This window comes from Microbacterium sp. ZXX196 (assembly GCF_009709595.1).
GTDB lineage: Bacteria > Actinomycetota > Actinomycetes > Actinomycetales > Microbacteriaceae > Microbacterium > Microbacterium excoecariae.
Genome location: NZ_WMEE01000003.1, coordinates 59,155 through 71,886, shown reverse-complemented (window position 1 = coordinate 71,886; position 12,732 = coordinate 59,155). Strand labels below are relative to the sequence as shown.

Genomic DNA, 12,732 nt, shown 5'->3' with positions numbered 1-12,732 from the left:
GGCGCGCGTGCCCCGGGGATCCTGAAGAGACTCAGACCGTCTGACGGGGAAGGACGATCGCGGCCGTCACGACCTCTTTCTCGTGCTCGCTCTGCTGGAGGTCGTCGATCTCATCGATCGTGTATCCGCGGGTCTCGCGGGCGGTGAGGGCGGCGGTTGCGGCGACCGCCATGAGCGCGAGGGCCAGGACCGACGGACCGAACCAATTCTGCAGGTATTCGCCGGCCAGCGCAGTCGAGGCGACGGGGCCGATGGCGCCGGCGGTGGCGAATCCCACCTGCGTCCCGATCGCGAGCCCCGACACGCGCACGCGGTTCGGGAGCATCTCGGCGAAGAACGCGGGCCACGCGGCGTTCGCGGTCGAGTAGAACAGGCCGTTGCACAGGACGCCGAGCGCGAAGATCAACCCCCAGTTGCCGGTCGTAATCGACCACAGGTAGGGCATCGTCGTCACGCCCGCGCCAACGGCGCCGATGACGAAGACCGTGCGTCGCCCGATTCGGTCGGCCCAGGCCCCCGCGAGCGGCGTGTAGAGCAGGGCGACGAAGCTCGCCAGGACCGGCACCCACAGCATCGTGGGCCGGTCGAGCCCGTAGCCCGTCGTGGCGAACGCGACCGAGAAGGTGGCGAACACGTAGCTGATTCCCGCGACGAGCGCGCAGCACGCGATGCGGATGATCGCCCCCCAGTGGAAGCGGACCGCCTGTGTGATCGGGGCCAGGTCGATGCGGACGGCCTGCGTGTCGAGGAACGCTGGCGGCTCCTCGAGCGTGCGCCGAATGATGTAGGCGACGACGACCACGACCGCGGAGAGCCAGAAGGGGACGCGCCATCCCCAGCTGAGGAGCTGCTCCTCGGGGAGTGCCGCGAAGGGGATGAACACGGCGGTCGCGAGGAGGCCGCCCGCGGCGGATCCGCTCGTCGTGAAGCTGGTCGTGAAGGCACGGCGCCGCTCGGGCGCGTGCTCCAGGCTCATCGTGATGGCGCTCGCCTGCTCGCCGGACACGGACAGGCCCTGAATGATGCGGATCACCACGAGGAGCACGGGCGCAAGCACGCCAATCTGCTCGTATGTCGGGAGGCACCCGATGACGAAGGTGCAGATTCCGATGCCGAACAGCGTGAGCATCATGACGAACTTGCGGCCGAACCGATCACCGAGCGGGCCGAGGACGAACGCGCCGAGCGGGCGCACGACGTACCCGACGGCGAGGGTGGCCATGCTGAGCAGGACGGCGATGCCCTGCGGCATGTCCTCCGGGAAGAACAGGCGGTTGAGAACGAGCGCCGACGCCGTGCCGTAGACGGCGAAGTCGTAGTACTCGAGGGTCGTGCCCGCCCACGAGGCGAGCGCCGCCTTCGCGGGGGTCTTCTTGCGTGTGTCGAGAGTGGACATGAAGTCTCCATCGGCGTGCGGGGGTGCGGTGCCAGTGAGGCGCCCGCGTGATTGAACGCACGGTATGGATCCACAAGTTACAGCGGCAAGCATCATGCCACGTTTGTGCCATGAATATCCGCGCGCGCCGCGTCATTCCGGTTTGACACGGATCTAACGCGGTCGCATTGTGCCAATCGCGTTGCCATGCCGACGGGTCGCGCGGGCGGCCCCGCGGGGGCTCGCCGGGTGAGACGAGGGTGAAATTCCGGTGTTCCGGCGGGTGGCGGCGCGCGGGGCGGGTGAGAATACTTCCCGATGACTCGGGGGAGTTCGGGGCGCACGGCGCCCGCACAGGCGACCGCGCGCCCGCGCGACGTCGCGGTCGTGGCGGCCGCGACGGCCCTCGTCGCGGTCTTCACCCTCGTCGATCTCGCCGCGGGCGTCGCCGTCGATCCTGCTACGGGGGAGCGCATCGGCGTGCTGAACCCGGCGCTCTGGCCGTTCGGCCTCGGCGCGGGTCTCGTCGGCATGGCCCTCGCCGTATGGCTGTGGGCGCGCGCGTCGCGCCGCGGCGGCTGGACGCGCCGCGCCGCGCTCGCGCACGCGGGCGTCGTGCTCGCGACGAGCCTCGCGGCGTCGATGGCGCTGTCCGCGGGCCGCGTCATCGACCCGCGGTTCACGCAGCTCGTGTTCGGATCCGCCGACGGCCTGGCCGTGCGCGTCGCGGGGGTGGCGGTGGGGGCGCTCGTGATCGGCGGCGGCGTGTGGGTGGCCGCGATCCCCTTCACGCGCCTGCAGCGGGCCGCGGGAATAGGCTGGAGGGCGTGACTTCCCGCACCGTCTCCGACATCTTCGACCCCGACGCGTGGCAGGCCGCGCCCGGATCCGAGAACTTCCGCGACATCACGGCGCACGTCTCGCCCGACGGCCGCATCGCCCGCATCGCGTTCGACCGGCCCGAGGTGCGCAACGCCTTCCGCCCCGGCACGGTCGACGAGCTGTTCCGCGCCCTCGAGGCGGCGCGCACGGATCCGCGCATCGGCTGCGTGCTCCTGACGGGCAACGGCCCGAGCCCGAAGGACGGCGGCTGGGCGTTCTGCTCGGGCGGCGACCAGCGGATCCGCGGGCGCGACGGCTACAAGTATTCCGACGACGAGCGGGCCGTCACGGACCCGGCCCGGGCCGGGCGCCTCCACATCCTCGAGGTCCAGCGCCTCATCCGCTTCATGCCAAAGGTCGTCATCGCCGTCGTCCCGGGCTGGGCGGCGGGCGGCGGGCACTCGCTGCACGCGGTGTGCGACCTGACGATCGCCTCGCGCGAGCACGGCCGCTTCAAGCAGACCGACGCCGACGTGGGATCCTTCGACGCGGGCTACGGATCCGCGTACTACGCCAAGCAGATCGGGCAGAAGTTCGCGCGCGAGGTGTTCTTCCTCGCGGAGGAATACTCGGCCCAGCGCGCCTACGAGATGGGCGCGGTCAACCGGGTCGTGCCCCACGCGGACCTCGAGCGGGAGGCGATCGCGATGGCGCGCACCGTGTTGACGAAGTCGCCGACCGCGATCCGCATGCTCAAGTACGCCTTCAACGCCGCGGACGACGGCCTCGCGGGCCTGCAGCTGTTCGCCGGCGAGACCACGCGGCTCGCCTACGGCACGGACGAGGCCGTCGAGGGGCGCGACGCCTTCCTCGAGAAGCGCGACCCCGACTGGTCGGCCTTCCCGTACCACTTCTGATGCGGCTCGAACCGGTCTCGTCCGACGAGCCGCGGGTTGTGCTACGGGCGCTGCGCGGCGCCGTGCTGGGGGCGGGTCCCGCGGTCGCGCTCGGCGCCCCGGCCGGCCTTCCCCGCGACGTCCCTCCGGGAACGGCCGTCGTTCTCACGACGTCCGGCTCGACGGGGGTGCCGAAGTCGGTCGCGCTCTCGCGCGCGGCCCTGACCTCCTCCGCCCTCGCGACCGCCCGGCGCATCGGGGAGGGGCAGTGGCTGCTTCCACTCGCGGGCGGGTACATCGCCGGCGTTCAGGTGATGGTCCGCGCGCTCGTCGCGGGCCGGGATCCCGCGATCCTCGCGGGCCGGTTCACGGCCGACGCGTTCGTCCATGCCGCGAGCGGCATGCGTTCCTTTGAGGGCGGCGCGCGCGTTCCGACCTTCACCTCGCTCGTGCCCGCGCAGCTGCTCACGCTCGTCGACGCGGCCGAGCGGGATCCGCGCGCGGCGGCCGCGCTGGCGGGCTTCGAGGCGATCCTCGTCGGCGGGCAGCGCCTGCCCGACGCGCTGCGCGACCGCGCGCTCGCGCTCGGCGCGCGGGTCGTGCGCACCTACGGCTCGACCGAGACGAGCGGCGGGTGCGTCTACGACGGGGTCCCCCTGGACGGGGTGCGTGCCGCGGACGTGGGCGGCGAGCTGCGCATCGCCGGCCCGACCCTCGCCGACGGCTACCTCGGCGACCCGGAGCGCACCGCCGCGGCGTTCGTGACGGATCCGTCCGGCGTCCGCTGGTACCGCACGGGCGACGCCGGCGTGTTCTCGGGCGGCGTCGTGACGGTGACGGGGCGGATCGACAACGTCATCGTCTCGGGCGGCGTGAACGTCTCACTCGATCGCGTCGAGCACGCCGTGCGCGAGGTGCCGGGGCTGTCGGCCGCGGTGGTCGTGGGCGCGCTGCACCCCCGCTGGGGCGCGACCCCCGTCGTGGTCGTCGAGGGCGCGGCTCCGGACGGCGCCCTGGCCGCCGCGCGCGACGCCGCCGAGCGCGCGATCGGTAAGCCCGCCCGGCCCGACCGCGTCGTGACGGTCGCCGCGATGCCGCGGCTCGCGAGCGGCAAGCCGGACCGCCGCGCGCTGACCGACATGCTGGCCGCGTAGCATGGCTCCTCGTGGCACACGCGAAGAACACCCGGCACGTCAGCGGTAACCCGGCCAAGCGCGCCCGCGCCGAGGGCGGCCCCGCCGGACCCGTGACGCTCGGGGACTGGATCGGCGCCGCGCGCCTGCGCACCCTCCCTCTCGCCGTGACGCCCGTCGTGATCGGATCCGGCGCCGCCGTGCTCGCGGATCCGCAGCATCTGTTCCACGGGATGATCGCGCTCGCGTGCCTCGCGGTGGCCGTCTTCCTGCAGATCGGCGTGAACTTCGCGAACGACTACTCGGACGGCGTCAAGGGCACGGACAGCTTCCGCGTCGGCCCCGCGCGCCTGACGGCCTCGGGCCGGATCCCCGCGCGCCGGGTCCTCGCCGTCGCGCTCGCCTTCTTCGGCCTCGCCGCGATCGCGGGGCTCGCGATCGTGATCCGCACGGGCCAGTGGTGGCTGCTCGCGGTCGGGGCCGCCTCGATCGTCGCCGCCTGGTTCTACACGGGCGGCCGCCGCCCCTACGGCTACAACGCGCTCGGCGAGGTCTTCGTCTTCGTCTTCTTCGGCCTCGTCGCGACGCTGGGAACGACGTGGGTCCAGGCCCAGGACCTGCCGCAGGAGGCGTGGTTCGGCGCCGTCGTCGCCGGGCTCCTCGCCTGCGCGGTGCTGCTCGCGAACAACCTCCGCGACATCGAGCAGGACCGCACGGCCGGCAAGCGCACGCTGTCGGTTGTCATCGGCCGCCGCGGCACCCAGATCCTCTACACCGTGCTCCTCGCGGCCGCCTTCGGCGTCGTGGCGTGGCTGGCGGTGTTCTATCCCATCGCCTGGCTGGCCTTTTTCGGCCTGCTGACCGCCGGCCCCGCCATCGCGATCGTGTGGAGCTACAAGACCCCGCGCGAGCTGGTCACGGCGCTCGCCCTCACCTCGATATCCTCGCCGATCGTGGGCGCCTTCCTCGCCTGGGGGTTCGTCGGCTGAGCCGGGCTACGCCCGCGGATCCTCGGATCCGGACTCCCGCATCGCCTCGGCGTTCGCCGCGTCCTCGAGCTCGTCGTCGGCCTCGCGCGCGGTCGGGGTCTGCCGGCGCGCCTGCCGGTCGGCGAGGCCCGCGGACACCTCCGCGCGCTTCCCGCCGAGGAAGATGATCGACAGGCTCAGCCCGATGAGCGTCGCGAAGATCACGGCGAGCCACCACAGGTCCCAGAACACGGGGAACAGCAGCATGACCCCGAGCGGCACGGCGAAGAACGCCAGGCGCAGGAGCGAGTACGAGAGCACGGACCGGATCTTCACGCGCCCATTGTCCCAGCCGCGGCTACAGCACGGCTGAGAGGAAGTCGCGGGTGCGCTCCTCCTGGGGGTTCTGGAAGATCTCGGCGGGCTCGCCCTCCTCGACGATCCGGCCGCCGTCGAACATCATCACCCGGTTCGACACGTCGCGCGCGAACTGCATCTCGTGGGTGACGATGAGCATCGTGACGTCGGTCGTCTCGGCGATGTCGCGCAAAATCTGCAGGACCTCGCCGACGACCTCCGGATCGAGCGCGCTCGTCACCTCGTCGAGCAGCAGGATCTCCGGATCCATTGCGAGCGCGCGGGCGATCGCGACGCGCTGCTGCTGACCGCCGGAGAGCGACGTGGGGTGCGCGTTCGCCTTGTCGGGGAGCCCGACCTGCTCGAGCAGCTCGTGCGCGCGCGCCGTCGCCTCGGCCTTCGAGCGGCCGAGGACGTGCACGGGCGCCTCGATGATGTTCTCGAGCACCGTCATGTTCGGGAACAGGTTGAACTGCTGGAAGACCATCCCGATGCGCGTGCGCATGCGGGTGCGGTGCTTGTCCTTGAGCGCGACGCGGCGGCCGCCGCGCAGGACGTGCGTGAGCGGCTGATCGTCGATGAGGATGTAGCCGTCGGTCGCCTCCTCGAGGGTCATCACGAGCCGCAGGATCGTTGTCTTGCCGGATCCGGACGGGCCGATCAGCGTCACGCGGTCGCCCTTGCGGACCGTGAAGTCGAGCCCGTCGAGCACGGTGTTGTTGCCGAAGCGCTTCACGACGTTCTGGAAGCGGATGGCCGGGACGTCTCCGTCCGCGAGCGTTATCGCCCCCGTGTGGGTGGGGAGGTCAGTAGGCAAGGCGCTTCTCCAATCGCGCGATGAGCAACGAGGTGGGATAGCTCGCGACGAGGAACAGCACGCCCGCGAGCGTGATGGCCTCGACGTAGCGGAAGTTCTCGCCGCCGTAGAGCTGCGCGGCGCGAACCATGTCGGTGACGGCGATCGCCGCGAGGAACGGCGTCTCCTTGAACATCGAGATGACGTAGTTCCCGAGCGCGGGGACGGTGGCCCGCACCGCCTGCGGGATGACGACCGCCGTCCACGTGCGCCGGCGGGGGAGGGACAGCGCGGTCGCCGCCTCCCACTGCCCGGAGGGCACCGACTCGATGCCCGCGCGGTAGACCTCGGCCATGAAGGTCGCGTAGTGGATCCCGAACACCGCGATCCCGATGACGAGCGGATCCAGGCTCGTGAAGGCGAAATACACGAACAGCAGTTGCACGACGAGCGGCGTCATGCGGATGAAGTCCATAACGAAGGTGACCACGCCCGCGACGGGGCGGGGAGCGGAGCGCCGCACGAGCGCGATCACGAGCCCGAGCACCGCCGCGATCGCGCTGCCCGCGATCGTCACGACGAGCGTGACGGTGAGGAAGGCCCACAGCATGTCGGGCAGAGCGGCCCACGCGTGCTCCCAGTTCCAGAGCTGGGTGTCGCCGGCCATCAGGCGCTCGCCCCCTTCGCGGAGCGGGCGGATCCGAAGATCCCGCGGGGTGCGTCCCCGCGACCGAGCCGATGCTTCGCGCGGCGCTCGAGGAGCGACATGCCGAAGGACAGGACGGACGCGAGCAGGAAGTACACGATGAGGCCGAACGAGTAGGCGAAGAAGACGTCGGTGTCCACGCGCAGCCGGTTCAGCTCGGCGGTGAGGTCGACGATCGTGATGAGGTAGACGACGGCCGTCCCCTTCAGCAGCTGGATCAGGAGGTTGTTGAGCGAGGGCAGCATGAGTGCCCACGCCTGGGGGAAGATCACGCGGCGCATGCGCTGGCTGCGCGACATGCTGAGCGCCGTCGTGGCCTCCCACTGGCCCGCGGGGACCGAGTTAATGGACCCGCGCACGACCTCGGCGCCGTACGCGCCGTAGTTCAGCCCGAGGCCGACGATGCCGACCGCGACGGGCTCGAGCTCGAGGTAGAACGGCGGCAGCGGCAGCACGAAGAAGAGGAAGAACAGCTGCACGAGCAGCGACGTGCCGCGGAAGAACTCGATGACGGTGCGGGCGGATCCGCGCAGCACCACGTTGCGCGCCCGGGCGGCGAGCCCGAGCGCGATGGCGATGACGAGTGCGAGGGCCGCGCCGCCCAGGGTCAGCTCGACGGTGATGAGAAGGCCGTCGAGGATCCGGGGCAGCGCGGCGCCCAGCGCAGCGAAGTCGTCGGTCACGAGGGGGTGGTCCCGCGCGTCAGGACAGGTCGCCCGAGCACAGCTGCTCGGTCGTCAGATCGGCGGGCGGCAGGTTCTCCGCCGTGAAGCCGAACGGCTCGACGAGGTCGAGGTAGGCCGCCTCGTCGCCCGTGATGTTCGCGAGCTCCTCGTTGTAGGCCTCGAGCAGCTCGGTGTCGCCCGGCCGGAAGACCGTGGCGCCCGCGCCGACCTGCTCCACGCCGTCGAGGCTCTGCACGAAGGCGGTCGTCGTCTCGAGGTCGTCCATGTCCTCGGTCATCCAGTTGAGCGAGACGGCCGTCAGCGCGAACGCGTCGGCGCGCCCGGACTGCACGGTCTCGAGGCCGTTCGTCGCCGAGTCGACCTCGACGACGTCCGTGATGCCGAGCTCCTCGGCGTAGCCGTCCTCGATCGCGCCAGACTGCACGGCGAGCGTGACGCCGTCGGCCGCGGCGACCGAATCGAGGTCGCTGAGGCCCTGCGGGTTGCCCGTGGGCACGGCGAGCGCCGTCGTGTACATGATCTCAGGGTCGCTGAAGGCCGCCTGCTCGCAGCGCTCGGGGAGGATCGACATCCCGGCGCTGACGGCGTCCCACCGGCCCGCGTTCAGGCCCGGGATGAGGTTGTCCCACGCCACCTCCTCGACCTCGATGTTCTCGATCCCGAGGGCGGAGAAGATCTCCTCGTGCATGGCGATCGTGGCGCCCGTGGGCTCGCCCGAGGAGTCGACCCACGAGTAGGGGCGCTCGGACGCGATCGCGAGGGTGATGGTGCCGTCTTCCTGCAGCCGCTCGAGCGTGCTGCCGGCGGTGTCGCCGTCGGGGGCGGTCGAGGTGCAACCGGCGAGGCCGAGGGCAAGGACGCCGAGCCCGGCGAGGCCGGTCGTCGTAAGCGTGCGCTTGGGGGTCATGAGATTCCTCTCGCTGTGAAGCCGCGCGCCGGTGCGGGGCGCCGCGGCAGGAACGTCGCCACACTGCCACAGTGTTGACGTGAGGGCAATCCAATTGTCGGAATGTCGACAATCATGCAGACTTTCGGACGTGGGAGAATGTCACGACGGTTCCAGTCCGCATAAGAAAGGCCCTGTCATGAGGGGTTCCCTGTCGCACGCGCACGCCGCGCGCTCGGTCGTCCCGGTGGCGCGCATGTCCACGGTCGACCTCATCGTCATCGAGCTGCGCAAGGCGATTCTGCAGGGGCACCTCGCGGTCGGCGGGCCCATCGGCGAGATCGAGATCGCGTCCCAGCTCGGCGTCAGCCGCGGGCCGCTCCGGGAGGCCGCGCAGCGCCTCGTGCAGGAGGGGCTGCTCGTGTCGATCCCGGGCCGCGGCCTGCGCGTGCGCCGCATCCCGGTCGCCGAGGTGCCCGACCTCTACGAGGCGCGCTACGCGGTCGAGGCGCACGCGGTCGCGCGGCTCGCCGCGGAGCCCGCGGTCGTCGCGGTCGCCGAGCTCGAGGCCGCGCTCGCGCGCCTCGTCGCCGTGTCGACGGGGGACGAGGCGATCGTGATCGGCGACGCCGACATCGCCTTCCACCGCACGCTCGTCGAGCTCATTGACTCGCCGCGGTTGCTCCGGACGATGGAGACGCTCCTCGCCGAGACCCGCATCGCGAGCCTCAGCGCCCCCGACGGGTACCACGTGCGCCGCACGGTCTCGACGACCTACCGGGCGCTCATCGACGCCATCCGCGCGGGGGACGGCGAGGCGGGGTGCGCCGCCCTGCGCCGCCAGTTCGACGACGCCGTCGCGCGCATCACGGGCGAGGACGACGCCACCGAGACGGTGGACGCCGCCCCGAGCGACGCGCCCGCGACCTTCTCGCCGATCGAGCACGACGCGGAGCTGTAGGGCCCGGGTCCGCCCGCCCGCGGCGCCTCGTAGGATGAAGGGGTGGCCCGTCTTCTCATCGTCCTCGCGGTGGCCGCGGTCGTTTTCACGGTGTTCAGCATCGTCGACTGCGCCGTCCAGCCCGACACCCGCCATCGCGGCGTCTCCAAGGGCGTCTGGGTCGTCATCACCCTCGTCCCCGTGATCGGCGGGATCCTGTGGTGGACGATCGGGCGCGCGCGCCCGGGCCAGGAGCGGCCCGCCCCCACGGGTCCCGTCGGACCGGACGACGACCAGGGCTTCCTGTCGGCGGCGGACGAGCGGATCCGCCGGCTCGAGGAAGAGCTCGCGATGCTCGACGCGGAGGAGCAGTTCGAGCGCCCCGCGCGCGGGGAGGACGCCGAAGACATCGCGGACCTCGAGGCCCAGTTCGACGGGCCCGCGCGCGGCGAGAAGGACGCGGGCGACGCGGCGGCCTCGGAGGGCGATGCCCCGGCTCCCGGCGACGAGCGGGGCGACGACGACGCGGACGATCGGCGCGATGACCGCGCCTGAGGGCGCCCCCGCGTCTCCGGCCTCGGCCGCGGCGGCCGCGCTGCTCGACGCCCTCGTCACGCTCGGCGTGCGACACCTCGTCGTCAGCCCCGGATCCCGCTCGCAGGCGCTCGCGCTCGCCGCCGCCGAGCTCGAGCGGCAGGGGCGGGTGAGCCTGCACGTGCGCATCGACGAGCGCTCGGCGGGGTTCACGGCGCTCGGCATCGGGCGCGAGACCCGCGTGCCCGCCGCCGTCATCTGCACCTCCGGCACGGCGGTCGCGAACCTCCTGCCCGCTGCGCTCGAGGCGCACCACTCGGGTATCCCGCTGCTGCTGCTCACGGCCGACCGCCCGCCGGGGCTCCGAGGTGTGGGGGCGAACCAGACCACCGCCCAGCCCGGGATCTTCGGCGAGGCGGCGCGGTTCGCGGTCGACGCCCCGGTGCCCGCAGGCGGCGACGAGGGCGCGTTCGTCGAGCTGGCCGCGCGCGCGTTCGTCGCGGCGGCGGGGGAGTCCGTGCAGGGCGTCGCCCACCTCAACCTGCCCTTCGTGGAGCCGCTCGCGGGGCCGCTCCCCGAGTGGTTCGCGGACGGCGGGGGCAACCCGGAAGCGCTCCGGATCGCGCGGGCGCTCATCCCGGATCCGCCCGCCCCCGTGACGCTCGAGCAGGGCCCGCGCACGATCGTCGTGGCAGGCGAGGGTGCGGGCGAGGACGCCGAGCTCATCGCCCGTCAGGGCGGCTGGCCGCTCGTGGCCGAGATTGTCAGCGGCGCGCGGTTCGGGCGGCGCGTCGTGCAGGGCGCGCGGGCCGCGCTGGCGGATCCGTCCCTCGGGGGGCGCGTCGAGCGCGCGGTCGTCGTCGGGCACCCGACGCTCACCCGCGAGGCGACCGGCCTGCTCTCGCGCCCGGACCTCGAGGTCGTCGCGCTGCGGGGCACGGGGGTGGCGTTCGACCTCAACGGCGCGACACGCCAGGCCGACGCCGTCGCGGTGGCCCCCGGGGAGCCTGACCGCGCCTGGCTTCAGGCATGGGCCGCGTTCTCGCGCGCGCATACGACCGACCTGGACACCCCGGCGCCCGACATCGCGGGGCTCGCGTCGTACGAACCGCGCGAGCGCCTCGGGGCCGTGCGGGCCGAGCTCGCGGCCGTGCGCACGCCGCTCGACCGCGCGCAGCTCGTCGCGGGGCTCTGGCGCGCCACCTGGCCGCACGACCGACTCGTGTTCGGCTCGAGCCGCCTCGTGCGGGTCGCCGACGACGTCCTGTCCGGCAAGCGCGTGCGCGTGCACGCGAACCGCGGGCTCGCGGGCATCGACGGGACGATCGCGACGGGGCTCGGCGTGGCGCTGGCCCTCGCCGCGGGCGGCGGCCCCGGCGTGACGCGCGTGCTGCTCGGCGACCTCGCGTTCCTCCACGACGTCGGATCCCTGCTCCTCCCGGACGCGGAGGCGCGCCCGCGGATCCAGGTCGTCGTCGGCAACGACGGCGGTGGGACGATCTTCGACGGACTCGAGGTCGCGCAGGCGGCGGGCGCCGACGCCATGACGCGGGTGCAGTACACGCCGCAGTCGGCCGACATCGCCCAGCTCGCGGGGGCCTACGGGTGGGGGCACGTCGTCGCCACGACGCGCTCCGCGCTCGACCAGGCGCTCACCGCCCCCGTCGACGGGCCGCAGATCGTGGAGGTCCCGCTCGCGCGGTGAGCCGGGCCCCGGCGGCCGCGTTGTGTCCGGGGCGGGCGCCCGCTTGAATGGGCCCATGCCCGCGAAGAGCCAGGTGAAGTGGACGGCCGACGCCCGAACGAGCCTGCGGGCCGGCGCCGACGTGGTCCTCGCGAACGGGGACCCGCGATCCACCCCCGGGTACGCCGGCGACAAGCGCGACGGCCAGGCCGACCTGCGCGCGGGCCTGAACCACCTCGCCGACCTGCAGGAGCGGCTCTACGCGGCGCGCACGGAGGGATCCGGCGACGGCGTGCTCCTCGTCCTCCAGGGCATGGACTCGGCCGGCAAGGGCGGGATCGTCCGCCACGTCGTGGGCGGGGTGGACCCGCAGGGCGTCGAGCTCGCGTCGTTCCAGGCCCCGACGGCCGAGGAGCGCGCCCACGACTTCCTCTGGCGGGTGGAGAAGCGCGTGCCGCGGCCCGGCTATATCGGGGTCTTCGATCGCTCGCACTACGAGGACGTGCTGGTCGGGCTCGTGCGCCAGCTCGCCCCGCCGGAGGAGATCGAGCGTCGCTACGGTGCGATCGTCGACTTCGAGCGGCGGCTCGCCGACCGCGGCACGCGGATCGTCAAGGTCTTCCTCCACCTCTCCTACGACGAGCAGGGGGAACGGCTCTCGGAGCGACTCGAGCGGCCCGAGAAGCACTGGAAGTACGCGCCGAGCGACGTCGACGCACGGCGCCGGTGGGCCCCCTACCAGGACGCGTACCAGGTGGCGATCCGCCGCACCTCGACCGACGTCGCCCCCTGGTACGTCGTGCCCGCCGACCGCAAGTGGTTCGCGCGGCTCGCGGTGCAGGAGCTGCTGCTCGAGACGCTGGAGGACATCGCGCCGACCTGGCCGCCGGCGCGCTTCGACGTCGCACACGAGAAGGCGCGGCTCGCCGAGACTATGGGATAGCGTTTT

14 protein-coding genes are annotated in these 12,732 nt (G+C 72.7%); 8 read left to right on the top strand and 6 right to left on the bottom strand.

Annotation, left to right across the window (positions count from 1 at the left end; translation table 11 throughout):
- Positions 1-31 precede the first annotated feature (31 nt).
- Positions 32-1,396: an MFS transporter gene (locus tag GJQ66_RS03680; RefSeq protein WP_155047989.1), complete on the bottom strand. Its 1,365-nt coding sequence runs from the start codon at positions 1,394-1,396 to the stop codon at positions 32-34.
- Positions 1,397-1,693: 297 nt separating this feature from the next.
- Between GJQ66_RS03680 and GJQ66_RS03675 the strand changes: the two genes are divergently transcribed.
- From GJQ66_RS03675 to GJQ66_RS03660, 4 genes are all read left to right on the top strand, one after another.
- Positions 1,694-2,206 carry a hypothetical protein gene (locus GJQ66_RS03675; RefSeq protein ID WP_155047988.1) on the top strand — a complete coding sequence of 171 codons (513 nt, stop codon included), beginning with the start codon at positions 1,694-1,696 and terminating at the stop codon, positions 2,204-2,206.
- The gene (locus GJQ66_RS03670) at positions 2,203-3,114 is read left to right on the top strand and encodes a 1,4-dihydroxy-2-naphthoyl-CoA synthase (protein ID WP_368732633.1); all 912 of its coding nucleotides are present in this window, start codon (positions 2,203-2,205) and stop codon (positions 3,112-3,114) included. The genes GJQ66_RS03675 and GJQ66_RS03670 overlap by 4 nt, the downstream gene beginning before the upstream one ends.
- A complete protein-coding gene (locus GJQ66_RS03665; RefSeq protein WP_155047987.1) occupies positions 3,114-4,247 on the top strand; it encodes an AMP-binding protein in 1,134 nt (377 codons plus the stop codon). Before GJQ66_RS03670 ends, GJQ66_RS03665 begins: the two co-directional genes overlap by 1 nt.
- Before the next feature lie 92 nt (positions 4,248-4,339).
- Positions 4,340-5,215, top strand: coding sequence for a 1,4-dihydroxy-2-naphthoate polyprenyltransferase (locus GJQ66_RS03660; RefSeq protein ID WP_368732682.1), 876 nt, complete (start codon positions 4,340-4,342; stop codon positions 5,213-5,215).
- A gap of 6 nt (positions 5,216-5,221) precedes the next feature.
- Here GJQ66_RS03660 and GJQ66_RS03655 read toward each other — a convergent pair whose 3' ends face one another.
- From GJQ66_RS03655 to GJQ66_RS03635, 5 genes are read right to left on the bottom strand one after another with little or no spacing between them, the layout of a single operon-like run.
- On the bottom strand, positions 5,222-5,530 hold the full coding sequence (locus GJQ66_RS03655; protein WP_368732632.1) for a DUF4229 domain-containing protein: 309 nt from the start codon (positions 5,528-5,530) through the stop codon (positions 5,222-5,224).
- Positions 5,531-5,552: 22 nt separating this feature from the next.
- Entirely contained in the window at positions 5,553-6,335 is a 783-nt protein-coding gene (ehuA, locus tag GJQ66_RS03650; RefSeq protein WP_368732681.1) for an ectoine/hydroxyectoine ABC transporter ATP-binding protein EhuA, read from the bottom strand.
- Between the two features lie 22 nt (positions 6,336-6,357).
- Positions 6,358-7,014, bottom strand: a complete 657-nt coding sequence (gene ehuD, locus GJQ66_RS03645; RefSeq protein WP_155047985.1) for an ectoine/hydroxyectoine ABC transporter permease subunit EhuD — start codon at positions 7,012-7,014, stop codon at positions 6,358-6,360.
- Positions 7,014-7,736 carry an ectoine/hydroxyectoine ABC transporter permease subunit EhuC gene (gene ehuC, locus GJQ66_RS03640; RefSeq protein WP_368732631.1) on the bottom strand — a complete coding sequence of 241 codons (723 nt, stop codon included), beginning with the start codon at positions 7,734-7,736 and terminating at the stop codon, positions 7,014-7,016. The genes ehuD and ehuC overlap by 1 nt, the downstream gene beginning before the upstream one ends.
- A 19-nt stretch (positions 7,737-7,755) precedes the next feature.
- Positions 7,756-8,646 carry a transporter substrate-binding domain-containing protein gene (locus GJQ66_RS03635; RefSeq protein ID WP_155047984.1) on the bottom strand — a complete coding sequence of 297 codons (891 nt, stop codon included), beginning with the start codon at positions 8,644-8,646 and terminating at the stop codon, positions 7,756-7,758.
- Positions 8,647-8,824: 178 nt separating this feature from the next.
- On the opposite strand from GJQ66_RS03635, the gene GJQ66_RS03630 reads away from it, so the two are divergent.
- From GJQ66_RS03630 to GJQ66_RS03615, 4 genes are read left to right on the top strand one after another with little or no spacing between them, the layout of a single operon-like run.
- Entirely contained in the window at positions 8,825-9,586 is a 762-nt protein-coding gene (locus tag GJQ66_RS03630) for a GntR family transcriptional regulator (RefSeq protein ID WP_155047983.1), read from the top strand.
- A 42-nt stretch (positions 9,587-9,628) separates the two neighbouring features.
- Positions 9,629-10,120: a PLDc N-terminal domain-containing protein gene (locus GJQ66_RS03625; protein ID WP_368732630.1), complete on the top strand. Its 492-nt coding sequence runs from the start codon at positions 9,629-9,631 to the stop codon at positions 10,118-10,120.
- Positions 10,107-11,804: a 2-succinyl-5-enolpyruvyl-6-hydroxy-3-cyclohexene-1-carboxylic-acid synthase gene (menD, locus tag GJQ66_RS03620; protein ID WP_155047982.1), complete on the top strand. Its 1,698-nt coding sequence runs from the start codon at positions 10,107-10,109 to the stop codon at positions 11,802-11,804. The genes GJQ66_RS03625 and menD overlap by 14 nt, the downstream gene beginning before the upstream one ends.
- Before the next feature lie 55 nt (positions 11,805-11,859).
- Entirely contained in the window at positions 11,860-12,726 is an 867-nt protein-coding gene (locus GJQ66_RS03615) for a PPK2 family polyphosphate kinase (protein WP_155047981.1), read from the top strand.
- Positions 12,727-12,732 lie beyond the last annotated feature (6 nt).